This window comes from Streptomyces sp. NPDC048269 (assembly GCF_040652395.1).
In the GTDB taxonomy this organism is placed as follows: domain Bacteria; phylum Actinomycetota; class Actinomycetes; order Streptomycetales; family Streptomycetaceae; genus Streptomyces.
In genome coordinates this window covers 1-14,919 of sequence record NZ_JBEZLW010000077.1, presented here as the reverse complement: position 1 = coordinate 14,919, position 14,919 = coordinate 1, and the positions used below count along the sequence as shown (strand labels likewise).

Sequence of the window (14,919 nt, the reverse complement as noted above, 5' to 3'; positions counted from 1 at the left end):
GGCGGACGCCGACTTCTCGATGGCGGTCGTACACGCCCCGTACCTGCGCACGCTGGAGGCCTTCACGGCGGACGCCTCGCCGTGGAGGCGCCCCGGCGGGAGCCGTCGGCCGTATGCGAGCAGCAGGAGGTCCTGGGCGGCGCCGGACAGGGGCCGGCCGGTGCCGAAGGTCCAGTCGAGGTCGGTGGCACGGAGTTCGACGCCGCCCAGGTCGGCTCCGAAGAACTTCGCGGTCCTGGCGTCGGTGCTCTCCAAGAGGATGCGCAAGCGGTCCTCGGGAACCCGGCGGCCGAGCCCCAGGGCGACCGTGATGTCCAGCCCGTGGATCACATCGTGGCCCAAGGCCGTCTCGAACCCGCCGACAGGCGGCTTCCAGGGGTGATCCGCGTTGTCACGGAGGAATGCGGCGAGTTCGCGCGTCGCATGGCCGGCCGAGTCCTTACGGGCGCATCGATCGGTCATCCGGTGGAGGCTGCCCCGCGCGCGGACGAGCTCCCACACCATCTTGGAGACCGGGTACCGGAACCCCATCGTCATGTGCGCCGCGACGTCCCGCACACGCCACCCCACGCAAAGGGTCGGAGCATCCCAGTCCTGCGCCGACAAGCCGTCCAGCACTGCAGCCAGTTCCCGGCGCTCGGCCGCGATCGCCGCTCTGATGTCCGCCTCGGATTTCCTGTACGTCGTCTTCCCCATGGCCCCAAGGATCTCGGCAACCCGTGCCATAAGTCCAAGAGTTTGCATGTCTCGCAGCTAGCATCACCGGTTATGGACATTAGGCAGCTGCGGTACTTCGTCACGGTGGCGGAGGAAGCCAACTTCACCCGGGCCGCCGCTCGCCTGCACCTGGCGCAGCCCGGGGTGAGCGCCCAGGTGCGGCAGCTCGAAAAGGAGCTCGGCCAGCCGCTGTTGGACCGCTCCGGCCGGTCGGTGACCCTGACGGAGGCGGGTGAGGCCGTACTGCCGTACGCGCGGGCCGCGCTCGCCGCGGTCGAAGCGGTACGGCACACCGTGGACGAGTTCACCGGGCTGCTCCGCGGCCAGGTCACGATCGGCTTCCTCTCCGGCGCCGCCGCCCACGCGTTCGACCTGGCTTCCGTCCTGGCCGGCTTCCACCGTGACCACCCCCAGGTCGAGATCGCCCTGACCGAGGACACGTCCGAGCGGATGCTCGCCGCACTGCATCGCGGCGAACTCGACATCGCCGTGATCGGACTCGCCTACGACGAACCCCCACCGGGCATCTCCCTCCAGGTCGTGATCGACGAACCTCTCGTCGCCGCCGCCGCCACGGACGACCCCGTCCTCACCCACCCGGGCCGCGTGAGCGTTCCGCTGGCCGAGCTCCGCGATCGCCCGCTGATCAGCCTGCCCCGCGGCACAGGCATCCGCGGGGTACTCGACCGCGCCTGCGCGCAGGCCGGGTTCCAGCCCCGTATCGCCTTCGAAGCGGCCGCACCGCTGTTCCTTGCACAGCTCGCCGCCCGCGGTCTCGGCGTGGCGGTGGTCCCGGCCCTCCAGGCCGACGAGGCGTCAGCCCTCGGGTTGCGCACGCTGGAGATCACCCACCCCCGGCTACGCGGCCGGGTAGCGCTGGCCTGGCGTACGGACGGCCCGTCCAGCCCCGCGGCCACGGCCTTCCTGGCCCTGCTGCGGGCTGCTCTCGCCATGCCAGGGACCGGCTGACCGGCTGACCGGCTGAGCCGAACCGCGGTCGGGGGCGGCGGGTCAGCCTGATTCGAGGCGGGACCCGGCCGGTAACGGGTTTCAGGGCCGGATGGCGACCTTCAGGGCCTCGCGGTCGGCCATGGCCCGGTAGCCGGCGGCGACCTGATCCAGGGCCAGGGTGCGGTCGAAGACGCGACCGGGCTGGACGCTGCCGTCCAGGATGTCGGGCAGCAGTTCCTCGATGTACGCGCGGGCGGGGGCGACACCGCCGGTGAGGGTGATGTTGCGCATGAACAGCGGGAAGCCCATCTTCACCGTCTCGTACTGGGGGGCGCCGACCCGGGAGACGGTGCCGCCGGCGCGTACGACGCCGAAGGCGGTGTCGAGGGCCGGTTCCAGGCCTACGCACTCCAGCACGGTGTGGGTGCCGTCACCCCCGGTGAGTTCGCGTACCTTTTCGATGCCCTCGTCGCCACGTTCGGCGACCACGTCGGTGGCACCGAAGACGCGGCCCAGATCGGTGCGGTCCTTGTGGCGGCCCATCAGGATGATCCGCTCCGCGCCGAGGCGCTTGGCGGCCAGCACGGCGCACAGGCCGACCGCGCCGTCGCCGACGACGGTGACGGTGGTGCGCTCGTCGACGCCGGCGGTGACGGCGCAGTGGTGGCCGGTGGGGAAGACGTCGGAGAGCGTCAGCAGGGAGGGCAGCAGGGCGGAGTCCTCGCCGACCGGGAGCTTGACGAGGGTGCCGGTGGCCTGCGGGACGCGTACGGCCTCGCCCTGGCCGCCGTCGACGTCGTCCGCGCCCCAGTAGCCGCCGTGGCGGCAGGAGGTGTGCAGGCCCTCGCGGCAGAAGTCGCAGGTGTTGTCGGCCCACACGAACGGCGCCACGACGACGTCGCCGCGCCTCAGACCGGTCACCTCGGGGCCGGTGTCCTCGACGACGCCGAGGAACTCGTGGCCGATGCGCTCTCCGTGCTCCTCGGCCGGCTTGGAGCCGTAGGGCCACAGGTCGCTGCCGCAGATGCAGGAGCGCAGGACGCGGACGACCGCGTCGGTGGGCTGCTGGACGCGCGGGTCGGGCACGTTCTCGACACGGATGTCACCGGCACCGTAGATCAGGGTTGCTCGCATGGGAAGGATCTTGCCTTTCGACCGGATGGTTTTCAGGAAGCCGGGGCCGGGGACCGGGTCGGTTCGCGCGGGCGGCGGGTGGCGGGCGGCGGGTGGCCGGGGAGTGACAGGTCCCCCACGCTCCCGACGCGTAGCCCCCACGGCTGCAAAACTGGGCCTGTGGCTCCAGGCCGGCGCACCAGCGGCAGCGGGCTCGCGCACTTCCTGCGCGCCGCCGCACCGTCCGGCCCGTCGTCGAGCTGCTGCACCGACCTCGCGAACCGCAGCGAAGGAGACTCCATGCATACCGTCACGCTGAACAACGGCGTCCAGATGCCGATCCTCGGCTTCGGCGTCTACCAGATTCCGCCGGGCCGGACCGAGCAGGCCGTCACCGACGCCCTGGCAGCCGGGTACCGGCTCCTGGACACCGCCGCCGCGTACGGGAACGAGCAGGCCGTCGGGCGCGCCATCAAGAACAGCGGGATCCCCCGCGAAGAACTGTTCGTCACCACCAAGGTCTGGGTCCAGGACACGGGCGAGGAGAACACCCACCGCGCCTTCGACACCTCGCTGCGCAACCTCGGGCTCGACTACCTCGACCTGTACCTGATCCACCAGCCCTTCGGCGACGTCTACGGGTCCTGGCGCGCCATGGAGAACCTGAACCGCGAGGGTCGCGCCAAAGCGATCGGCGTCTCCAACTTCTACCCCGACCGGCTCATCGACCTCAGCGACCACAACGAGATCACGCCCTCGGTCAACCAGATCGAGACCCACCCCTTCTTCCAGCGCACCACCGACCAGGAGTTGATGCGCGAGCGCGGCGTCCAGATCGAATCCTGGGGGCCGTTCGCCGAAGGCAAGAACAACCTCTTCTCCCACCCGGTACTCGGCGAGATCGGCGCGCAGCACGGCAAGACCGTGGCGCAGGTCGTGCTCCGCTGGCTCGTCCAGCGGCAGGTCGTCGTCATTCCCAAGTCGGTCCGCGCCGACCGCATGGCGGAGAACATCGACGTCTTCGACTTCGAACTCACCGACGACCAGATGGCCCGCGTCGCCGCCCTGGACACCGGACGCTCGCAGTTCTTCGCCCACTGGGACCCGGCCGCCGTCAGCCAGATCGGCAATGCCCGCATCCACGACTGACCCGTCGCTGCACGGCTCCGCTCCGCTCCTCTCAGGTCTGGTCAGGTCCGATCAGGTCAGGTCATGCGCTGAGGGACGCGCGCCGGATGGCGTCGAGCGCGCGCGTCACGTCGTCGCCGGTCGTCGACCAGTTGCTCACCGAGATCCGCATGACGCGCCGGCCGTGCCAGGTGGAGCCGCTGATCCACGCCGTGCCGTCGTCGAGCAGCCGGGCGAGTACCCGGTCCGTGCGTTCGTCGTTGCCGAACTCGGCGCATACCTGGGTGAACACCACGTCGTTGAGGACGGTCGCGCCGTCGATCCCGGCGATGCCGGTGGCGAAGGCGGAGGCGTGCCGGCACAGCCGCTCGACGAGGTCGGCCACACCCGAGCGGCCGAGGGACCTGAGTGCGGCCCACACGGTGAAGGCCCTGCCGCGCCGGGAGAGCTCGGGGACCTTGTCGACGGGGTCGCCGTGTTCGTGCTGGATGAGGTAGTCCCCGCGCAGTCCCATCGCCGCCCGGAGCGCGAGCGGGTCTCGCACGATGGCGAGGCCGCAGTCATAGGGGACGTTCAGGGTCTTGTGGGCGTCCGTCGCCCAGGAGTCGGCGTACGTGCAACCCGCCGTCAGGTGGGCGTACGCCGGGGAGGCGGCCGCCCACAGGCCGAAGGCGCCGTCGATGTGCACCCATGCGTCTGCCTCGCGAGCGGCGCGGATCGTCTCGGCGAAGGGGTCGAAGGCACCGGAGTGGATGTCACCGGCCTGGAGGATCACGATCGTGGGTCCCCTCCCGCCGGCCGCGAGGGCGTGCCGCAGGGCCCCGGGCTCGATGCGTCCTTGACCGTCCGCCTGCACCAATTCGGGTCTGCCGAGCCCGAGGTAGCGCAGCGCCAGGTCGATGGCCATGTGGCGGTCCTCGCCTGCGACGACGTGTACGGCCGGCCCGCCGACCAGTCCGTCGCGGGCCACGTTCCAGCCGGCCCGCCGCAGCACCGCGTCGCGCCCGGCGGCGAGGCAGGTGAAGTTCGCCATCGTGGCACCTGTGGTGAAGCCGACGCCGCTGTCGCTCGGCAGGCCGAGCAGGTCGAGCAACCACGCGCCGGCGACCTCTTCCGCCGCCGCGTACGCGGGCGAGGCGGCGCGCATCACACAGTTCTGGTCCCACGCGCTGACCAGCCAATCGGCGGCCAGCGCGGCCGGTTCGGTGCCACCGACCACGAACCCGTAGAAGCGGCCGCTGGGAAACGCCGTGAGCCCCGGTTCACAGGCCGTGGCCAGCAGGTCGACGACGTCGGCGGGCGGGCTGGGCCCCGCGGGCAGTTCGGCACCGAGCTCACGCACGATCTCGTCGACCGAAGCGCGGGCGGGAACCCGGCGGTCGGACAGACTCGCCAGCCAGCGGACGGCATGGCCGTACGCCTGTCGGAGCGCCGTCTCGCGCGCGTCCATACCTTGGACTATGAGCCAGCCTCCGCCACCGCGCAAGCCACGGTCGCGCAGCCCGTGGCCGGGGGAACGGGGCCGCGGGACACCCTGCCCCTACAATGCTCGAATGATCTTCATTGTGGTGAAATTCGCGGTCAAGTCCGAATACGTCGAACAGTGGCCCGAGAAGGTCGCGGAGTTCACCCGCGCCACCCGGGCCGAGCCCGGCAACCTGTGGTTCGAGTGGTCCCGCAGCCTGGAGGAGCCCGACACCTACGTCCTGGTCGAGGCGTTCCAGGACGACGCGGCGGAGGCGCACGTCACCTCGGAGCACTTCCGTACCGCCCTGGAGACCATGCGCCCCCTCGTCACCCGTACCCCCGGCATCGTCAGCACCACCATCGAGGGCGCGACCGGCTGGAGCCGGATGGGCGAACTGCAAGTCGACTGACGGCTGCCCCCTCCTCGCCGGACGCCGCATCCCGAAGGGGGTGTTTCGGCGTGTACGGCGGCCTCTGCATGCGCGACGGTGTCCCCGGCGTTTCCTGAGGTTCGTTCATGTCCTTCGAGGACCCGGACGGCAACGGCTGGGTGGTCCAGGAGGCCCGTTGGAGCTCTCGGAACGCTGACCCGCGCGTCCGGACCGGAGACGACCGGAGACGTAAGAACTTCGTCACGGGGACGGGTATGGCGGGCCGGACCCCTGCCGCGTTGAATGCGGGTGGCACGGACCAGTGGGCGAGGAAGAGGTAACGGCAGTGACACGGACGAAGCGGCGCGGACGACGGGTACGGGCCGGGGCACTGGTCGCGGCGATGGTGGTGCTGAGCGCCGGGCTGTACTGGTTCCAGCCGTGGAAGCTGTGGCAGGACAAGACGGTCAAGGAGACCTTGCCGACCGCGGCTGCGACCGCCACCGTGACACCGCGAACCTCCGGGTCGGCACCGTCCGGCCCGCAGGCCCTCGCCCAGGGCGCCCTGATCAGCCACGAACACACCACCACCGGAACGGCGAAACTGATCCGGCTCCCCGACGGCTCCCGCACTCTCCGCCTGGAGAACCTCGACACCAGCAACGGTCCCGACCTGCGGGTGTGGCTGACCGATGCCCCGGTGAAGGAGGGGACGGCCGGTTGGAGGGTCTTCGACGACGGCAAGTACGTGAGCCTCGGCAAGCTCAAGGGCAACAAGGGCGACCAGAACTACGAGATCCCCGCCGACGTGAACCTGGCCGACTACACCAGCGTCACCATCTGGTGCGACCGCTTCGACGTCTCCTTCGGCGCGGCGGCCCTGACCCCGGCCTGACGTGAACCGGCCCGCAGCGCCCGTATGCCCGCGGGGCAGGTCCGTATGCCCGCGGGGCAGGTGCGGCCCGGCAGGTCGAAGGCTTCGATGCGGATCTGCACGGAGCCACATCCCCGACGCGCTCAGCCCTCCTTCCGGGGTTCCTCCGCGTTGCGCCACACGGTGAGGTCGACGGTGATGTACTTGCTCGGATCGCTCGCCCCCGACCTGCCGCGGTAGGTCGCCACCGCGATGTGTCCTGCATCGCTCAGGACACAGAGCTGCGAGCCGTCGCTGAGCTGGTCGAGGCGGATCGACTTGCTGTAGCGGGTGACCGAGCGGCAGGTCTGCAGCGAACCCTGCTGCGCGTTGTTCAGGAGCACCAGCTTGCCGTTGCCCGTGCTGATCTCGTCGCTGTCCACCACGTTGAGCACGCGCGGCTGGAAGTACAGGTCACCCTTGCTGCCGAAGGCGGCACCCTCCTTGCCGGTCGGACGCGGCGGGCTGTCGGCCAGCATCACGTAGTGGTCCTCGGTCACGTCGATGCCCTTGTACTCGACGGGCTCGGGGTCCGGCCGCTTGCCGCCCGGTCCTTCCCCGGAGCTGGTGGCGGCGGGTGACCTGGAGTCGTCCTTGCCCGAGTCGTCCGGCAAGAGGGCGCCGACGACGACCAGACCGACCAACGCGGCCACCACCGCCCCGGCGATCATCAGGCCGCGGCCCTTCCGCCCCTGCGAGGGAGGCGGCGGCGTCGGCGGGTAACCGGGCCAGGTCGGCGCCGATCCCGGCCCGCCCGGTGCGGCCCGGGAAGGCGCGATCGCCGGCCCGAAGCCGGTCGGCGCGTACGGGTCGACACCCCTGGGCGGCGGGGTGGGCGGGGAGTACTCGGTGGGCGTCGGCACGGCGGGAGGCGGCGTGCGGAGGGGTTCCGGGAGCTGGCGGCGCGCGGTGAGCGACCCTGCCAGCGTCTGCGGCAGCCAGTCCTCGCCCTGCCGCAGCGGGTCGGAGGAGAGGCCGTGGCACAGCTCGATGATCTCGGGCGGGGAGGGCCGCTCGGCCGGGTCACGGCTGAGGCACCGGGCAATCAGCGGCCGCAACTCGGAGGGCAGGCGGCTGAGATCGGGATCCTCGTGGACGATCCGGTACAGCACCGCGTGGGAAGGGCCGTCGCCGAAGGCGGGGGCCCCGATCGCGGCGTAGACCGCGATCTGACCGAGGGCGAAGACGTCGGTGGCGGGCGTGACGACGCCGCCCGCTGCCTGTTCGGGCGCCATGAAGGACGGCGTGCCCACGCTGACGCCGGTACCGGTGAGGGCAGTGGTGTCGGCGGCGCGGGCGATGCCGAAGTCGATGACGCGCGGGCCGTCCGGGGCGAGCAGGACGTTGGCGGGTTTCAGGTCGCGGTGCACGATGCCCGCGCAGTGGATGGCGTTCAGTGCCTCGGCGGCCCCGACGGTGAGCAGGAGCACGCTGCGCAGCGGCAACGGCCCGTATGCCGACACCGCTTGGGCGAGCGAGGGCCCGGGTACGTACGCGGTGGCGAGCCAGGGCTGCGGACCGTCGGTGTCACAGTCGACGACCGGTGCCGCGAAGAGGCCCTGCACCCGCTGGGCGGAGTGCACCTCCTGCCGGAAACGGCGCCGGAACTCGGGGTCCTCGCTGAATTCGGGCCGGATCACCTTGAGCGCGACGGGCCGCCCGCCAGGTGTGTACGACAGGTACACCTTGCCCATGCCGCCCGCGCCCAGGACCGCCGCCAACCGGTATCCGCCCACGACGGCGGGATCGTCGTTCCTCAGGGGCTGGAAGGGATCCGTGGACGGTGCACCGCTCATGTCAATTCATCCCTTGTCGACGGAAGTTGCGGCCCTGCCCGTGCTCATGCCGCAATCGCCGGTGAGAGCGTACCGAAGTCTGCCGCCGCCCTCCCGGCGGTAGAGCTCGTCACCCGGCACTGTGGGATGGTGGTGGGGTGAATCTGGAGGACCTCGTCCGGCTGCGCCGGGCCCGTGACCTGATGGACCGCGACTACGCGCAGCCGCTGGACGTTCCGGCGCTGGCGCGCTTCGCGTTGATGTCACCGGGCCATTTCTCCCGCAGCTTCCGCGCCGCCTTCGGGGAGACGCCGTACAGCTACCTGATGACGCGCCGGATCGAGCGGGCCAAGGCGCTGCTGCGGCGAGGGGACCTGAGCGTGACGGAGGTCTGCTTCGCGGTCGGCTGTACCTCGCTGGGGTCGTTCAGCTCGCGGTTCACCGAGCTGGTCGGCGAGAGCCCCAGCGCGTACCGGGCCCGCAGCCATGACGACGGCGCCGCCATCCCGGCCTGCATCGCCAAGATCCACACGCGACCGGTCAGGAACGGAGAAGCGAAGCCCGCCCCCGGCCCCTAGCGTGGACGGCATGGACATCACGCTTTCACAGTGCTTCATCGCCGTCGACGACCACGACAAGGCGCTCGCCTTCTACCGGGACGTTCTCGGTCTGGAGGTGCGCAACGACGTCGGTTTCGAGGGGATGCGGTGGGTGACCGTCGGGTCGCCGTCGCAGCCCGACGTGAACATCGTCCTCGAACCGCCCCTCGCGGACCCGAACGCCTCGCCCGCCGACAAGCAGGCCATGGCGGAACTGCTCGCGAAGGGCCTGCTGCGCGGCGTCATCTTCGCGACCGAAGACTGCGACGCCACCTTCGAGCGCATCAGCGCGGCGGGCGGCGAGGTGCTGCAGGAGCCGGTGGACCAGCCGTACGGCGTCCGCGACTGCGCCTTCCGCGACCCCTCGGGCAACATGCTGCGCTTCACCCAGCCTCGCAAGCAGTGAGCTCCGGTCCGGCGAACCGGTCAGCCCCGTCGTCGAAGACGTGCCGGCCGTCCTGAAACGGCGTTGCCCCCGGGCCACGACGCCTCCGGCGGATTCGGCGTGGTCACGGACGGGTGGCCGCCCGGATGATCCAGGCCGCCGAGGCGTAGAGAACGCCGTGGCCGGTGTCGTGGGCGGTGAGGGTGGCTCTCAGATCCTCGGCGGCGCGCCGCCGGCCTTCGTCATCGAGGCCGTCGAGCATCCAGCCGAGCATCCCGAGCACGAACGTCTGCGCGCCGCCGACGTCGTCGCCGAACCGCATCGGCTCGCTGTGGGATGCGAACCGGACGTCTGTGAATCCGGCGGCGCCGAGGACGGCCCGGGCCCGCTCGGGGTCCGCGAGCGAGAACGGCCCGGGGGCGCCGGGCGCCGGCTCGGGCAATGGACGTCCGGCCAGGGCCCGGGTCAGCGAGAGGAACCACTCGTTGCCCGCCGGCGGCTGCCAGACCAGTTGTACGAGGCGTCCGCCGGGGCGCAGCGCGCCGCCGATGTTGCGGAACGCGGCGACCGGGTCGGCGAAGAACATCGTTCCCGTGCGGCTGACGGCCACGTCGAACGCCGCGGCGGGGAAGGGATGGACCTGGGCGTCGGCCTGGACGAAGCCGGCGTTGTGCAGTCCTTCGACTGCCGCCCGCTGCCGCGCCACCCTCAGCATCGCAGCCGACAGGTCCACGCCCAGGGCCCGGCCGCCGCTCGCACGCCGGGCTGCGTCGCGGGTGGTCTCGCCGGCGCCGCAGCCGATGTCGAGCACCTGGTCGCCGGCGGAGATGTCGGCCGCGGTGAGGAAAGGCGCGCGATAGCCGCGCATCGCCCGGTCGAAGTGATCGGCGTGCCGGGCCCAGTACGCGCCTTCCTCCCCGTCCCAGGCACGGGCCTGCTCGGCGTTGGAGGGATCGACCTGAAGAGTGCCGCCGATCATGGTCACCACCGCCTATACTCCCAAAGGGACTATTTACCGGATTACACCCCATAGGTGGTGATGTCAATGAATCCGGCGCTGACCACCACTTCCTACGCGATCCTCGGCCTGCTCTCGGTCCGGCCGTGGAGCACGTACGAGCTGGCGCGCCAGATGGACCGCAGCATGGGGCGCATCTGGCCCCGCGCGCAGAGCAAGCTCTACGAGGAGCCGAAGAAGCTCGTTCGCCACGGCCTGGCCCGGGCGACGAACGAGGCGGTCGGGCGCCGGCCGCGCACCGTGTACGCCATCACCGCCCAGGGTCGGCACGCTCTGGCCGACTGGCTCCACGAACCGGGCGCGGGACCGGTGCTGGAGTACGAACAGCTGTTGAAGGTGTTCTTCGCGGACTCGGGCACCACCGCCGACACGCTGGCCACCCTCCGTGCGGCCCGGGCCTGGGCCGAGGAACGCAATCAGGAGAACGCGGAAACCGCCCGCGCCCATCTCACCGGCCGGGCCCCGTTCCAGGAACGGGCCGCTCAGACCGTGCTGGTCGGCCGCTTCCTCACCGACTACTACCGCTTCGTCGCCACCTGGGCCGAATGGGCCACCGCCCTCGTCCGGCAGTGGCCTGACGATCCCGCGGACGCCTCCCCCGACCGCACCGAGATGGCCGAGACTCTTCGACGGGCGAGCTGGGGATCCTCGGTCGACGCGCGATCGAGGGATGAGACGGCCTGACCCTCGGGGAACAAGATCATCTGCGCCGCTGTTGGGACGGCCGTGACGACAACTTGGGCAGCCGGTTTCGGTTCCACAGTGATCAGCGACCGTCCCGGGCCTCACCCACGCCCTCGTCCACTTCGGCCTCAACGACCTGGGCCTGCCCGGCTTCGCGGCCTTCCCCGAGCCCGCCCCGCGGCCGACCGCCGAAGCCCTCATCGCCGGCTTCACCACACTCGCCACCCGCATCCGCGCAGCGGGCCTCAAGGTCATCGGCTGCACCATCGGCCCGTACGCGGGAACGGTCTTCGACGGCTACGACTCCCCGGAGGGCCAGGCCGTACGCCGCCGCGGCGACGAGTGGATCCTCACCACCGATGTGTACGACGCCGTCAACGACACCGCCGCAGCGGTGGCGGACCCGGACGACGACACCCGGATCCGTCCCGAATTCAACAGCGGCGACGGCCTCACCTCAACGACGCGGGCGCCCGGGCGATGGCCTCCGCCATCGATCTCAGCCAGTTCGAGCTGTAGACGCCCTGGCGCGCCGTCCCGCGCGTCGGCAGGCCCCGCCGGGCGCAAGAGGGGCGGCCGACGCGCATTGTCGGGCGGGGCGGGGCCGGAGGCAAGATGATCAGGGCCGCGACGGCGACCGCGCCGGCCTCGCCCCTGCTCCGACGCCGTCCCCTGGGGCCGCTTGCCCCAGGCGGCGTAATCTGGTCAGAACGTCGCATGCAGCACATACGGTGCATGCCGTATGTGCCGATCCAGGGAGGCGGCGCGTGACCGATCCGTTCGGCTTCCTCAGGATCCCCCGCAAGCCCGTGCCGGCCCGGCCCGTGGAGGAGCGGCTCGGCGACTGGCGCGAGGTCTACGCGGGGCAGGCACTGCTGCCGCTCGTCTCGGAGCAGGCCGACCGCTGCATGGACTGCGGCATCCCGTTCTGCCACACCGGCTGCCCCCTGGGGAACCTCATACCGGAGTGGAACGCGTACGCGGCGCACGGCGACTGGCCCGCCGCGTACGAGCGGCTCCACGCGACCAACAACTTCCCCGAGGTCACCGGCCGGCTCTGTCCGGCCCCCTGCGAGGACGCCTGCGTCCTGACGATCAACGCCGATCCGGTGACCATCAAGAACGTCGAGCAGGCGATCGCGGACGAGGGCATGCGGCGGGGATACATGGTGCCGCGGCCGCCGGAGCGGCACAGCGGCAGGACCGTGGCCGTCATCGGCTCCGGACCGGCCGGACTGGCCGCGGCGCAACAGCTGACCCGGGCCGGACACGTCGTCGCCGTCCACGAACGGGCCGACCGGGTCGGCGGCCTGCTGCGCTACGGCATACCCGAGTTCAAGATGGAGAAGGCGTACCTGGACCTCCGGATCGAGCAGATGCGGGCCGAGGGGACCACGTTCGTGACGGGCGCGGACGTCGGCGGCGCGGCCGACGTGCTCCGCGCAGCCGATGCGGCCGGCCCGGTCGGCGCGATCGACGCGGCCGAGCTGCGGAGCCGGTACGACGCGGTCGTCGTCGCGGTCGGCGCCGCGGAGCGCAGGGAGCTTCCGGTCCCGGGGCGCGGGCTGCGCGGCATCCACCAGGCCATGGACTACCTGACCTTCGCCAACCGGGTGCGTGAGGGCGACTACGCCGTGCCTCCCGTGACCGCCGAGGGCCGGCACGTCGTGATCGTCGGAGGCGGCGACACGGCCTCGGACTGCCTCGGTACGGCTCTGCGGCAGGGCGCGCTCTCCGTGGTCCAGCTCGACATCAATCCGGAACCCGGCGCCGACCGGACCGACGGCGAGCCCTGGCCGGTGTACCCGAAGGTGTACCGGATCTCCCACGCCCACGAGGAGGCACGCGGGCGCGAGGGTACCGACCCCCGGCTGTTCTCCTCCGCCACCCTGCGCTTCGAGGGGGACGCCTCCGGCCGGGTACGGGCGCTGCACCTGACCGCCGTCGAGCCCACCGCCCGCCAGCCGCTCACCGGCACCGGGCGCGTACTACCGGCCGGACTGGTCCTGCTGGCCCTGGGTTTCTCCGGCCCTGAGCGGGCGAGCGGACTGCGCGAGCAGCTGGGGCTGGACCTCGACGACCGCGGCAACTTCGCACGCGCCGCGGACTTCACGGCCGGCGGCGGGCGGGCGCGCGGAGTGTTCGTCGCGGGTGACGCCGGCCGGGGCCAGTCGCTGGTGGTGTGGGCCATCGCCGAGGGCCGGGCGGCGGCCGCCTCGGTGGACCGCTACCTGACCGGGTCCACCTCCCTCCCGGCCCCCGTCGCCGCCCACGACCGGCCCATGACGGCGCTGGGACGGCTGCGGTACGGGGACCGGTAGGCCCTGGCGTCACCAGTGCCGCCAGGCCCGCGCTACTTCGACGACCTAGAGCAGTGAGGCGTCGGAATCGTGGTACCAGTGCAGTTCGCCGGTGCCCAGAGTGATCGCGACACGCCGTTGCATGGGCCCGTCGCCCCGACGGGAGAGCAACACCACCTCGGTGACCTGCGCCGACATGCTTCCCAGGCGGGCGTCGCACTCCTGAGCCAGTTGCCGCGGCACACGGGTGCGCCCCAGCGACAGGTGTGGTGTGAAGCGCGGGAAGCGGCTGCGGCACAGGGGGAACGGTTCCGCCAGGGTGCTCTGGAGCGCCGTCCACGGGGCCAGGCCTGCGGCGGCGGGGTCCAGCCACACGGTGGCGTACGCACGGTGGCGGAACGTGCGCACTCCGCTGAGCCGGATGGCGAAGGATTCCCTCTCGGTGGCCGCGGTCGCCAGCAGTGGAGCCGCCCCCGCGAAGTCGGCCTCCGGGACGAAGCCGAAGACCAGGTTCACGTGCGGTGGCCAGCGGCGGATCTGGGGGTCGTGCTCGGCTCGGATGCTCTGGACGGGAGGCCACAGTCCTTCCGGAGGGAGCCACACGAGAGCGGTCCGAGGGGTGGGGGCGACCTGGAGGAACGCGGGGACACCGGCTCCGCCGCCGCCGGCGGTCGGGGAGACGTTCACATGGCCATGATGCCCCGGACCGCGCCGCGAGCCGCCGGGGCCGGATCCCCAGGGCCGGCGCTTGACGCGGGGCGGGCCTGTACCGACCATGCTGGATAGAAGGACGGACCAGCAGTGGGTTGGCCAAGGAGGAACCATGTTCCCCAACCCAGACCCCACCCGGCACGCCGACCCCCTCGACTGGGCCGAGCACCCCCCCATGAGCGCGTGCGTCACGCCCGGCGCCCACGGTTCCGTGACCATCACCGTCAGCGGCGAGATCGACGTCCACGACGCCCGCGACCTGCGTGACGTCGCGGTCACCGCGATGACCAGCTACCGCGGGCCGGTGACCCTGGACCTCACCGGGGTCACCTTCTGCGACTGCGCGGGCCTCGGCGCCCTCGTCCAGATCCGGCGCCAGGCCCTGCGCGCCGGGCGCCGCCTCCTCATCCGTGCCGGCCGGCAGGTCGACCACCTGATCCGGCTCACCGGGACCGGGCCCTACCTCCACGGCCTCGGCCCCATCCAGCCCGTCACCATCCCGAGCCGCCAGACCGCCCGGGTGCCGACCGACGACGCCGGCTCCTCCCCCGACTGAGGAACGAGCCGGGCGCTGCCGGCAGGTCCGTGCAGCGGAACCGTTCCCGCGAGTCGCGCCCCGTCCCCTCCGCCCGCGTCGACGGCCTGCCGCGCACCGACACCTTGCGGGCCACCCAGGTGTACCGCCGCGAGGACGGCGCGTGGATGGTGGCCCGCCGGCCCGGCGACACCGTCACCGGGTGAAGGCTGCGCTGATGCATCAGCCCTGACGAAGGGGCCGGCTCGACGC

Annotated in this window: 16 protein-coding genes; 10 read left to right on the top strand and 6 right to left on the bottom strand. The window is 71.8% G+C overall.

From position 1 onward, the window contains the following. Window positions 1–696, bottom strand: a 696-nt coding sequence (locus tag AB0D48_RS35950; protein WP_362407056.1) for a maleylpyruvate isomerase family mycothiol-dependent enzyme, incomplete at its 3' end; no start/stop codon positions are given. Between the two features lie 72 nt (window positions 697–768). On the opposite strand from AB0D48_RS35950, the gene AB0D48_RS35945 reads away from it, so the two are divergent. Continuing rightward, a complete protein-coding gene (locus tag AB0D48_RS35945; RefSeq protein WP_362407052.1) occupies window positions 769–1,686 on the top strand; it encodes a LysR substrate-binding domain-containing protein in 918 nt (305 codons plus the stop codon). Between the two features lie 81 nt (window positions 1,687–1,767). Here AB0D48_RS35945 and AB0D48_RS35940 read toward each other — a convergent pair whose 3' ends face one another. Beyond that, a complete protein-coding gene (locus AB0D48_RS35940) occupies window positions 1,768–2,802 on the bottom strand; it encodes a zinc-dependent alcohol dehydrogenase family protein (RefSeq protein WP_362407049.1) in 1,035 nt (344 codons plus the stop codon). A 279-nt stretch (window positions 2,803–3,081) separates the two neighbouring features. Between AB0D48_RS35940 and AB0D48_RS35935 the strand changes: the two genes are divergently transcribed. Continuing rightward, a complete protein-coding gene (locus AB0D48_RS35935) occupies window positions 3,082–3,930 on the top strand; it encodes an aldo/keto reductase (protein WP_362407046.1) in 849 nt (282 codons plus the stop codon). A gap of 61 nt (window positions 3,931–3,991) precedes the next feature. On the opposite strand, the gene AB0D48_RS35930 is transcribed toward AB0D48_RS35935, so the two are convergent. Beyond that, window positions 3,992–5,359, bottom strand: a complete 1,368-nt coding sequence (locus AB0D48_RS35930) for a pyridoxal-dependent decarboxylase (protein WP_362407043.1) — start codon at window positions 5,357–5,359, stop codon at window positions 3,992–3,994. 103 nt (window positions 5,360–5,462) lie between these two features. Between AB0D48_RS35930 and AB0D48_RS35925 the strand changes: the two genes are divergently transcribed. Continuing rightward, a complete protein-coding gene (locus AB0D48_RS35925; RefSeq protein WP_362407040.1) occupies window positions 5,463–5,786 on the top strand; it encodes a putative quinol monooxygenase in 324 nt (107 codons plus the stop codon). Window positions 5,787–6,150: 364 nt separating this feature from the next. Further along, window positions 6,151–6,642: a DM13 domain-containing protein gene (locus AB0D48_RS35920; RefSeq protein ID WP_362407062.1), complete on the top strand. Its 492-nt coding sequence runs from the start codon at window positions 6,151–6,153 to the stop codon at window positions 6,640–6,642. Window positions 6,643–6,764: 122 nt separating this feature from the next. Here AB0D48_RS35920 and AB0D48_RS35915 read toward each other — a convergent pair whose 3' ends face one another. Beyond that, window positions 6,765–8,456 carry a serine/threonine-protein kinase gene (locus tag AB0D48_RS35915; RefSeq protein ID WP_362407037.1) on the bottom strand — a complete coding sequence of 564 codons (1,692 nt, stop codon included), beginning with the start codon at window positions 8,454–8,456 and terminating at the stop codon, window positions 6,765–6,767. A 137-nt stretch (window positions 8,457–8,593) separates the two neighbouring features. Here AB0D48_RS35915 and AB0D48_RS35910 point away from each other — a divergent pair, with 137 nt between their 5' ends. Together AB0D48_RS35910 and AB0D48_RS35905 are read left to right on the top strand one after the other, a co-directional pair. Then, entirely contained in the window at window positions 8,594–9,013 is a 420-nt protein-coding gene (locus tag AB0D48_RS35910; protein WP_362407034.1) for a helix-turn-helix transcriptional regulator, read from the top strand. A gap of 10 nt (window positions 9,014–9,023) precedes the next feature. After that, entirely contained in the window at window positions 9,024–9,440 is a 417-nt protein-coding gene (locus AB0D48_RS35905) for a VOC family protein (RefSeq protein ID WP_362407031.1), read from the top strand. 103 nt (window positions 9,441–9,543) lie between these two features. On the opposite strand, the gene AB0D48_RS35900 is transcribed toward AB0D48_RS35905, so the two are convergent. Continuing rightward, window positions 9,544–10,398, bottom strand: a complete 855-nt coding sequence (locus AB0D48_RS35900; protein WP_362407059.1) for a class I SAM-dependent methyltransferase — start codon at window positions 10,396–10,398, stop codon at window positions 9,544–9,546. Between the two features lie 60 nt (window positions 10,399–10,458). On the opposite strand from AB0D48_RS35900, the gene AB0D48_RS35895 reads away from it, so the two are divergent. Next, window positions 10,459–11,121: a PadR family transcriptional regulator gene (locus AB0D48_RS35895; RefSeq protein WP_362407028.1), complete on the top strand. Its 663-nt coding sequence runs from the start codon at window positions 10,459–10,461 to the stop codon at window positions 11,119–11,121. Window positions 11,122–11,888: 767 nt separating this feature from the next. Next, the gene (locus AB0D48_RS35890) at window positions 11,889–13,442 is read left to right on the top strand and encodes a glutamate synthase subunit beta (RefSeq protein WP_362407025.1); all 1,554 of its coding nucleotides are present in this window, start codon (window positions 11,889–11,891) and stop codon (window positions 13,440–13,442) included. 45 nt (window positions 13,443–13,487) lie between these two features. Here the strand turns inward: AB0D48_RS35890 and AB0D48_RS35885 are convergent, their stop codons facing one another. After that, complete coding sequence (locus AB0D48_RS35885) at window positions 13,488–14,108, bottom strand: 2'-5' RNA ligase family protein (protein WP_362407022.1); 621 nt, start codon at window positions 14,106–14,108, stop codon at window positions 13,488–13,490. A 136-nt stretch (window positions 14,109–14,244) separates the two neighbouring features. Here AB0D48_RS35885 and AB0D48_RS35880 point away from each other — a divergent pair, with 136 nt between their 5' ends. Both AB0D48_RS35880 and AB0D48_RS35875 read left to right on the top strand, forming a co-directional pair. Continuing rightward, window positions 14,245–14,688, top strand: a complete 444-nt coding sequence (locus tag AB0D48_RS35880; protein ID WP_362407019.1) for an STAS domain-containing protein — start codon at window positions 14,245–14,247, stop codon at window positions 14,686–14,688. A 29-nt stretch (window positions 14,689–14,717) separates the two neighbouring features. Beyond that, window positions 14,718–14,873 carry a hypothetical protein gene (locus AB0D48_RS35875; RefSeq protein WP_362407016.1) on the top strand — a complete coding sequence of 52 codons (156 nt, stop codon included), beginning with the start codon at window positions 14,718–14,720 and terminating at the stop codon, window positions 14,871–14,873. Window positions 14,874–14,919 lie beyond the last annotated feature (46 nt).